Here is an 8,240-nt window from a genome sequence, read left to right as displayed (position 1 = left end):
GAATGGCGCCATCTGATCCGATGACGCCGTTCTCGGCAACTGCCGCGATCATCGCGACGGGGACGGTCATGTGGTTCCCAGGCGCTGCAGCGCATCGCCGCTAATGCGGCATCGCTCCCATGCGTCGAGGAACACGGCGCCGTGGGCCTGGTAGAAATCGATGGAGGGCTGGTTCCATTTGAGCACCGCCCACTCGAACCGCCCAAGGGCCTCGCGGACGCAGCGCTGCGCCAGGTTAGCAAGCAGTGCCTTGCCTACGCCACCTCCACGCGCTTCGGGGTTGACGAACAGGTCTTCCAGCCAGATGCCGTGACGGCCCTGGAACGTCGAGTAGGTGTAGTACCAGAGGGCAAATCCCTCCGCCTTACCGTCCCGCTCGGCGATCTCGCAAAACACTTTCGGGCTCGGGCCGAACAGATCGCGCAGAACGTCGGCCTCCGTCGCCTCGGCCTCGTGCGACAACTTCTCGTAAGCCGCAAGCGCCTCGACGAAACGGATGATCAGCGCAGCATCGGCGGGCACTGCGCTGCGTATGTCCAAACTCATCGGGAACCCGCCTCGTTCTCCGGCAGGTGGATGAACCACTTGCGGGCAAGCGCCGTCTCAATATCGATGCCGTTCTGCCGGCAAAACAGCAGCAGTTGCGCCAGAAGATCGGCCGCTTCATCCTCGAGAGCTTGACGCATAACTTCCTCAGTGCGCTCGCCGATCCGACCACGGCCACTGCCGCGGAGGTATTCCGCCACCAACTCCCCGGCCTCCTCCTGCAATTTCAGCGCATACCAATCTGGATCGCGCCTGATGTCGCAGCGCGCGGCATAGATCGCAGAAACGCGTTCGACGCGGTCGCTTAGTTCTACAAGTGAAGCCATCAGCCTACGGTGGGTTCAGGGTTCTGCCGGTTGAGGATCAGCACCTCGAGCTCCCGGCCATAGGGCGGCCACCAGTCCTTGGCCTCCATGTCGAAGGTGGTGGGGCCAGTCTTCTTTACCTCGCCGTCCCAGCAGAACGAGACGAGGTTCTGTGGCAGCACCTTGTCGATGGTCAGGTGGAAGGTGCCGATCGGGCCCGACCAGTTGGCGCCGGTTGACCAGATGTAGCTCATCCAGCTTTCGGTGAACGGAGCGCCGTAGCGCTCCGCCGGATTGGGCAGAGTCTTCTCGACGGATCTGATGAAGCTGTCGTCGGTGCAGTATTTCCTTTTGTACACGGCAGCCGGATCGTAGCCGTCATAGGGCTCGGAGAGGAAGGTCACCGCCACGGTGCCGCCGATGCTCGGCTTGTACTTGTGCTCGACCGTTACCGTTTCGCCGACCGGGAAATGTGCCTCCCAGCTGTAGGTCGAGCGCAACGTCCACACCGGCCGGTACTCGATTTGCATCCCCTGCCCCTGGTCGAACTCCATCGGGATCACCAGGGCGCGGTGCAGCAGTTCCTTCTTGGTCGCCTCATCGAGCGCGTTGATGGCCTTCACCGTCGCATCGCCGTAAGGCGTCAACGGGAGTCCGAGGTCGGTGAGGTACTTGGTGTAGTCGATATTGGTCGCGAAGACGTACTGGTGCAGTTCGGCGTCGACCGGCTCGCCGTTCACCAGCGTCTCGAAGCCGAAGATGTTCTCGGGGTCTTCAGTGGGGATCGCCACCATGAAATCGCCGTCGCCGGTGATATCCGGCATCGGGAACGCCACCAGCACATCGGCGTCGGCTTCGCCGTCGTTGCGGAACTCGTACTTCACTCGCACGTGCTCGGGGGAGACATAGAGGTCCTCGCTCAGCATCTTCACGTCGTCGGTCTGGACGAACACCAGCCCGCCGGCGCCGAGGGTAGACATCGCGTCGTTGGCCAGCGCCGGTGCGGCGGCCATCGCGGCGACAATGAAGGCAGCAGTCCCGAGCGTTCTCATACGGCGATCTCAGCCTTGATGCGCGGGTGTGGATCGTAGCCGGTGATCATGAAATCCTCGAACACGAAATCGAAGATGTCGTGCTTGTCGGGATTGATCGTCAGGCGGGGCAGCGGCTTCGGGTCGCGCTCCAGTTGCAGCCGGGCCTGCTCGAAGTGGTTGTGATAGAGGTGCAGGTCGCCGAACGAATGCACGAACTCGCCGGTCTTCAACCCCGTCACCTGTGCCATCATCGCGGTCAACAGCGCGTACGACGCGATGTTGAACGGCACGCCGAGAAAGATGTCGGCCGAGCGCTGGTAGAGCTGGCAACTTAGCTTGCCGTCCGCCACGTAGAACTGGAACAGGCAGTGGCACGGTGGCAGCGCCATGTCGTCCACCTCTGCCGGGTTCCAGGCGGTGACGATATGCCGGCGCGAGTCCGGCTTGGTCTTGATCGAGCGCACCACGTTGGCGATCTGGTCGATGGTGCCGCCATGACCATCCGGCCAACTGCGCCATTGCGATCCGTAGACCGGCCCGAGATCGCCGTTCTCATCGGCCCATTCGTCCCAGATCCTGACGCCATGCTCCTGGAGCCAGCGCACATTGGTCTCGCCGCGCAGGAACCACAGCAGCTCGTACACGATCGACTTGATGTGCAGCTTCTTGGTGGTGAGGAGCGGAAAGCCCTGGGAAAGGTCGAACCTGATCTGCCGACCGAAGACCGATCGCGTGCCGGTGCCGGTGCGGTCCGGCCGGTCGGTACCGTTGTCGAGAACGTCGCGGAGAAGGTCGAGATACTGCTGCATGACGGGGAGTTTATCCGGATTCGGCTTGGCGAGGATTGGAATCTGGCTGCGGCGCACGATCCAGCGAGCAGCGTCCACACGCGCCTCAAATGGAACGGCCGGCCGAGCGTTGCAACCCGTCGCAGCCGGGCCTATATAGGGCTTGCCGGCAACGGCTATGGCGATAAACGGCTAGCGTAATAAACCTATTGGACCCGGGGGCAGTGCCCGGCGTCTCCACCAGAACTCCCCGTCGTGGCGGGCTCATGGGGACGAAACAGGATCGACAAGGGCGTAAAGGTTAGACTTTTGCTCGGCATGGTACCACCGATATCGGGCCATCCTAATAGTTGCCAACGACAACTATGCTAAGGTTGCTCTCGCTGCTTAATGCGGCGCTGGCACCTGAACTAGAAGTCCTCCGGTCCTAGCAGGCCGACAGGCGGGGTTCGCAGGCACCTGGCAACAGAAGCCTGCACTTCACCTCCATTCGCAGCATACAACAGTTCGGCACCACGGGCGTAACTCCCGCTTTTGCCTTGAATTGTCCCCCCTCGGGCTGTGATATGGCGGCTATCGGGGATTCCCCCGCTCTCTTAGGGACGCTCATGGCCGAAGACCTGATCCGCTACGATATTCTGGCCCAGGAAGCGCTGCGCGGCGTGGTGCGCAAGGTACTCTCCGAAGTGGCGCGGACAGGCCTGCCGGGCGAGCACCATTTCTTCATCTCCTTCGTCACCAAGGCGCCTGGCGTCCGCATGAGCCAGCGGCTGCTCGAGCAGTACGACAAGGAAATGACCATCGTGCTGCAGAACCAGTTCGGGGCGCTGCGGGTCACCGAGACGGGCTTCGAGGTGGAGCTGTCCTTCGACGGGCGGCCTGAGCTGCTTGCTATCCCGTTTTCCGCGGTCAAAGGCTTCTTCGATCCCTCCGTGCAGTTCGGCCTGCAGTTCGATGTCGAGCGCGTCGCCGGTGTCGATGACGAAATCGAAGCCGAGCCGACCGAAGAGACGCCGCTGGCTCCCAAGCCCGTCCCCGCCGCTCCGGAAACGCCGGGCGAGAAGGTCGTGAGCCTCGACAGCTTCCGCAAGAAATGAAGCTCCGGTGGAAAAGCGCTCGCTGACCATCGCCGGGCATCGCACCAGCATCGCCATCGAGAAAGAGTTCTGGGCCGGCCTTGAGGCCATGGCCCACGATGGCGGAAAATCCATTGCGGCGCTGGTCGGGGAGATCGACCAGGAGCGCGAAGCGCCCAACCTTTCGTCCGCCGTCAGGCTTGCCGTCCTTGCCTGGTACCGGGACCGCACCGGCTAGTTGCCGAGCCCGATATCCATCGGCTTATTGAGCTCCTCCATCGCCTTCTTCATCGCCGCCTGATCCGCGGCCTGATCCGCGGCCTCCTGGGCTGCGGCCTCCTCGGCCGCTTGGGCGGCCGCAGCTTCGTCGGCCGCCTGCTTCGCCGCCGCCTCTTCCTCGGCCTTGCGTGTTGCCTCCGCCTCGGCGGCGATGCGCGCCGCGTCCTCCGCTGCCAGCCTCGACTTCTCGGCGTCCTCGGCCTTCTTCCGCGCCTCGTCCTCCGCCCGCAATTTCTCGAGCCGGGCAACCTCGGCCTCGTAGGCCTTGACCATGATGGAATCGACCAGCCCCGAGACATCGAACTGCCGCTCCGGCGCCAGCAGCGTGCCGCCGAGGTTGGTTGTCACCCGCGCCGAACTGGTATCGACCAGCGCGGCCGGGGCGACCGTTGTGGTGGCGAGTGTGTAGTCGCCGGTGATGCCGAGATCGGCGAGGCGGAGTGACCCGCTGCCGAAGAGTTCGCCGCCATTGCCCTCGATCGCCACGTTGGGGCTACGCAGCACGCCGCCCGCGATTGTAAAGCCGGCCGCCAGCTGCGGACTGAGGAACGGCGCATCGTCGAGGCGATCCTCGATCTGCGTGGTCAGTTGCGCCGGCTGCATCATGAGGACGTCGGCGACCCCGTTGAGCGTCGCCGCCTGGGCATCGAGGCGTTCGATGCGGAGGTCCTTGACCCCGTAGGTGCCCTCCCCGGTCATCGCGGCGAGGATGCTGGCGACACTCCCGCCCGTGCCGTCGAAGCGGCCCGAGGCGTCGAGGGTCCCGTTGAGAGCGGCAGCAACGGCGGGGGGCGCGATGCTGTCGAGCGTTACGCCGCTGAGCGACACGCGTCCGGTGACCTGCTTGTCGGTGAGCGGGCCCGCGCAGCAGATGGCGAGCTCCAGCCCTACCGTTCCGCCCCCGAGCTTTGCGTTGACGTTGCGAAGACGCGTTGCCGTCGCATCCCAATCGAGGTCGAAACTCAAATCCGTCGCGAGGGTCTTGCCGCCCGCAGCGACCGCGGGAGCGGTGACCGCGATGCGACCGGACGCGTTGCGCGGCGCATCGCCGGTGGCGAGGGGGCCATCCGGCCAGACGGCGTCGGTGCGGGCGATCAGGGCCGCGGGGCCTGCAAGCATGCGTAGCAAGCCGCCGACTTCGAGTTGGCCTGCAGCGATGTCGCCGCTGACCATCCGGGTGTTGCCCTTGGCGGCCAGCTGCAGCCTGCCGGAGAACGGTGCGCCTCCCGACTTGCCATCGATATGCTCGAGCCGGACACTGGAGAGGCCGCTGAAATCGACGGTCGCGGAGCCCGAGAGCGCCGGGAGCGCGATACCCCCTGCCCCGAGCCAGTCGGCCAGCGCCGAGGGATCCGCGAGCGCTGCCTTGAGCGTGCCCTTGCCGCTATAGGCGTCGGGATCAGTAACCACAACGTTGCCGGAGAACCCGAGCGAATCTCCTCCGCCTTCGACGAGCACCGTCGTCTCGAGGCTGTTGGCGACGTTTCCATCAACCACGCCGACCAGATGCACCGGCTTGTCCTCGGCAAACACACTGGCATCGCCGAGCCCCAGTTGTGCCGTCATCGCCGCCGGGTCGGCAGACTTCATGTCGAGCCGCACCTTGATCGAGCCGGACAGGGCCCGGAGGAACCCGGCCTGCAGCTCGGCATCGGCTGCGATCTCGGACGTACCGAGGCGGCCGGACACCGCAAGGCTCTGAGCGCCACCACCGTTCGGGGCGTCGAGCCCCAATGCCAGGTCGGCGGGCAGCGAGGCCTCGAGGAAGCGGGCCATGGCGGGCGAGACGTGGAGGGCATCGTACAAGCGCTGCAGCGCCGGAGAGTCGGCCGAAGCTACCGAGAGCGTGCCCGAGCCGGAGAGTTCGGGTTTCTCCAGCGAGCCGAAGGCAGTCAGCGTTGCCTTGAACCTGGCGCCACCGAGATCGCCGGCCGACAGATCATGGACGACGAGCACGCCGCCGTCCCACGAGCCTTTGGCGACCAGGTCCCGCCCGGCAAGGCCACCGAGCGTCATCGCGTCGGCGGCGAACTCGAACTCGCCCTTCGGGAACGTTACTGGGAACGCCGGATCGGCGCCGAGATCAGGCAGCAGCGCGAACAGCGCCTCGCTCCGCGCCGCGTCGAGGTCTCCCAAATCGGCGGTGAGGTGGATATCCGGGATGGTGCCGAGACCCACCTGAGCCGAGAACGAGCGCGTCTCGCCGTCGAGCACGAGGCGTCCATCGCTGACCGACAGGGTTTCGCCGACGAGATCGACCCGCGCCTCGATGCCGCCGGGCATGCCGAACAGCGGGTTGCCGTCGGCGGGTTTGCGCCAGAGTGTGGTCAGCGCGTCGAGCCGCTTCGACTTGAGCGACAGCGTGCCGGCGAATTCCGGACGGCCCGTCGCGGTATTGATGTCGCCCGCCAGCGTCAGCGTCGTCTCGCCCGGCAGCACACCGGTAAGCCGCCGCACTGTCCATCCGCCATCGCGAGTGCTGGCGTCGAGCCGCACGTTGCGCAGCGAGAGGGCGCGGAGGTTCACCTCGGCCACGTCGACACCAATGGTGCCAGGGATGCCCGGCGCTGCCGGCATCGGCAGCTCCTTCAGCAGCCGCACGATCTCGTAGGGCTCGATCGCCTGCTCGGCAGTCGCGTCGCGCGGCGGCAGGGCAAGCAGGCCGCCGGAGATCACCGCGTTGAAGGCCATGCCCTGGCCGAGCGTGACCTCGGCCGCGCCCTGGAGACGGGTCGCGGCCCGGTTCTCATCCGGAACAACGACGTAGTCCGAGAGCAGCACGCGGGCCGGGTTCGCCTCGACCTTGCTGGTCATCACCAGGTCGCCCTGCCCTGCGTCGTCGGCCGTCTCTCCCGACGGCTTCGCAGGCGGCTGGCGGTAGGTCATGGTGCCGGAAAAGGCCGGCATCAGGCCGGGGGTCAGCAGGCCTTCGGCCGAGAGGGTGAAATGCTCGTCGGCAGGACGCAGCGAGAGGGCCAGCGTGCCGCCGCCATCGGGTTCGAGCTGCCCGGTCGTCAGCCGGAGCCCGTAGGTCGCCCCGTCCACCTTGCCGCTGCCCTGGAAGGAGAACGGACCACGCAACGCCTCGAGCTTGAGATCTCCTGAAACATCCGAGGCCGTGTAGGCGGCGCCCGATCGGCTGTCGTTGATTTTGAAAGTGCCACCGGTGATCACCGCATTGGCGACCGAGATGTTGCTTTCGACGGAGTGCGCGAGAGCAATGCCGCTGTCTACCGAGCCGTCCGCAGCCACATCGATGCTGACGGTAGGACCGTCGAGTCTCAGCCGGGTGACGTTGTAGCGATCGCGCAGGAAATCGATCAGCGAGAAATCGGCCTCGACCCGCTGGACGGTGAGTTTCGGGGCATCGGTGGGGCCGGCGCTGACATTGGCGAATTGCAGTTTTGGCTGTGGCAGCAACGAGAACGACACATCGCCCTCGATCCGCACCGGAGCACCCAGCACCTCGCTCGCGATCTGGGCCAGCCGGTCTCGATACTGGCCCCAAGGCACGAAGCTCGGCACGATGAAGGCCGCTGCGAGCAACAGGATCGCGAGGGTGCCGACGATGATGAAAAGCCGGTTGAGCAAAGGGCCGATGAATCTCCGCGGTACACATTGGAGTGTAGGCAATGGCTCGAGTCACGTCACGTGATGATCAGCAAGCCCCGGGCCAATAACGTGTCGTTTGGGGCACAGTTGGGGCAAGGCTCAGTGAAGGGTGGTCCGGGTGCTTGCTGCAGAAGCTCGATGGACGGGGGAAAGCACAGGCGCTTGCCGCCCACTAGATGTCATCCTTGCGGAAGCAGGGGCCCGGCCTTTGGCTGCCTGAGAGTGGGCCACCCCCACCCTTGATCCAGCCATTCGAGCGTAGCTCTCATGGCCTTCTCCCCTAAAATCGCTCCACTGGAGCGATTTGCCTTCGGCCGGCTCGAAGCCCGCACAAGCGGGAGGGAGACGACTGAGGAGCCGGTGCTCGCGCCTCCCTCCCCCTTGTGGGGAGGGACTGAGGGTGGGGGTGGCCACAGCCGCGATGCTATTGGGCGAGCCGATGCATCCGACAGCCTTATCGGCTTCGGAGTTTGTCAAAGACCCATCCCCTCGTAACCTGTGAGGAGATGAAGCGGGGCCGGCGCGGCGTTGGCCTCGACGCGGGTAGTCCGCAATGTATGAGGCTCACGCCTCGCCGGCCGGCCGGGGTTTTGGGCCTAT

At 65.3% G+C, this 8,240-nt stretch carries 7 protein-coding genes and 1 other RNA gene; 3 read left to right on the top strand and 5 right to left on the bottom strand.

Annotation, left to right across the window (positions count from 1 at the left end; translation table 11 throughout):
• Positions 1 to 66: 66 nt before the first annotated feature.
• The 4 genes from JWQ89_RS07560 to JWQ89_RS07545 are packed head-to-tail and all read right to left on the bottom strand — an operon-like array spanning position 67 to position 2,694.
• Positions 67 to 546: a GNAT family N-acetyltransferase gene (locus JWQ89_RS07560; protein WP_299639776.1), complete on the bottom strand. Its 480-nt coding sequence runs from the start codon at positions 544 to 546 to the stop codon at positions 67 to 69.
• Positions 543 to 872 (bottom strand): MazG nucleotide pyrophosphohydrolase domain-containing protein, encoded by a 330-nt coding sequence (locus JWQ89_RS07555; RefSeq protein ID WP_299639774.1) that lies wholly within the window; start codon positions 870 to 872, stop codon positions 543 to 545. Before JWQ89_RS07555 ends, JWQ89_RS07560 begins: the two co-directional genes overlap by 4 nt.
• Positions 872 to 1,903 (bottom strand): DUF4424 domain-containing protein, encoded by a 1,032-nt coding sequence (locus JWQ89_RS07550; protein WP_299639772.1) that lies wholly within the window; start codon positions 1,901 to 1,903, stop codon positions 872 to 874. Before JWQ89_RS07550 ends, JWQ89_RS07555 begins: the two co-directional genes overlap by 1 nt.
• Complete coding sequence (locus JWQ89_RS07545) at positions 1,900 to 2,694, bottom strand: thymidylate synthase (protein WP_299639777.1); 795 nt, start codon at positions 2,692 to 2,694, stop codon at positions 1,900 to 1,902. The genes JWQ89_RS07550 and JWQ89_RS07545 overlap by 4 nt, the downstream gene beginning before the upstream one ends.
• 105 nt (positions 2,695 to 2,799) lie before the next feature.
• Here JWQ89_RS07545 and ssrA point away from each other — a divergent pair.
• The 3 genes from ssrA to JWQ89_RS07530 all read left to right on the top strand — a co-directional run bounded on the left by ssrA (position 2,800) and on the right by JWQ89_RS07530 (position 3,987).
• Positions 2,800 to 3,153: a transfer-messenger RNA gene (gene ssrA, locus JWQ89_RS07540) on the top strand.
• A 128-nt stretch (positions 3,154 to 3,281) separates the two neighbouring features.
• Positions 3,282 to 3,770 (top strand): SspB family protein, encoded by a 489-nt coding sequence (locus JWQ89_RS07535; RefSeq protein ID WP_299639770.1) that lies wholly within the window; start codon positions 3,282 to 3,284, stop codon positions 3,768 to 3,770.
• A 7-nt stretch (positions 3,771 to 3,777) separates the two neighbouring features.
• Complete coding sequence (locus tag JWQ89_RS07530; protein ID WP_299639768.1) at positions 3,778 to 3,987, top strand: ribbon-helix-helix domain-containing protein; 210 nt, start codon at positions 3,778 to 3,780, stop codon at positions 3,985 to 3,987.
• Here JWQ89_RS07530 and JWQ89_RS07525 read toward each other — a convergent pair.
• The gene (locus tag JWQ89_RS07525) at positions 3,984 to 7,619 is read right to left on the bottom strand and encodes an AsmA family protein (protein ID WP_299639767.1); all 3,636 of its coding nucleotides are present in this window, start codon (positions 7,617 to 7,619) and stop codon (positions 3,984 to 3,986) included. The genes JWQ89_RS07530 and JWQ89_RS07525 overlap by 4 nt on opposite strands.
• Positions 7,620 to 8,240: the final 621 nt, after the last annotated feature.

Origin of the sequence: Devosia sp. (genome assembly GCF_028290645.1) — a bacterium.
Classification (GTDB): domain Bacteria; phylum Pseudomonadota; class Alphaproteobacteria; order Rhizobiales; family Devosiaceae; genus Devosia_A.
Note: the sequence above shows the minus strand (reverse complement) of the source record. Positions and strands in the feature narration are given on the sequence as shown.

Excerpts from the sequence above, each read along its gene's own strand:
- JWQ89_RS07560 (WP_299639776.1), bottom strand. The coding sequence starts at position 546 with ATGAGTTTGGACATACGCAGCGCAGTGCCCGCCGATGCTGCGCTGATC.
- JWQ89_RS07555 (WP_299639774.1), bottom strand. The coding sequence starts at position 872 with ATGGCTTCACTTGTAGAACTAAGCGACCGCGTCGAACGCGTTTCTGCG.
- JWQ89_RS07550 (WP_299639772.1), bottom strand. The coding sequence starts at position 1,903 with ATGAGAACGCTCGGGACTGCTGCCTTCATTGTCGCCGCGATGGCCGCC.
- JWQ89_RS07545 (WP_299639777.1), bottom strand. The coding sequence starts at position 2,694 with ATGCAGCAGTATCTCGACCTTCTCCGCGACGTTCTCGACAACGGTACC.
- JWQ89_RS07535 (WP_299639770.1), top strand. The coding sequence starts at position 3,282 with ATGGCCGAAGACCTGATCCGCTACGATATTCTGGCCCAGGAAGCGCTG.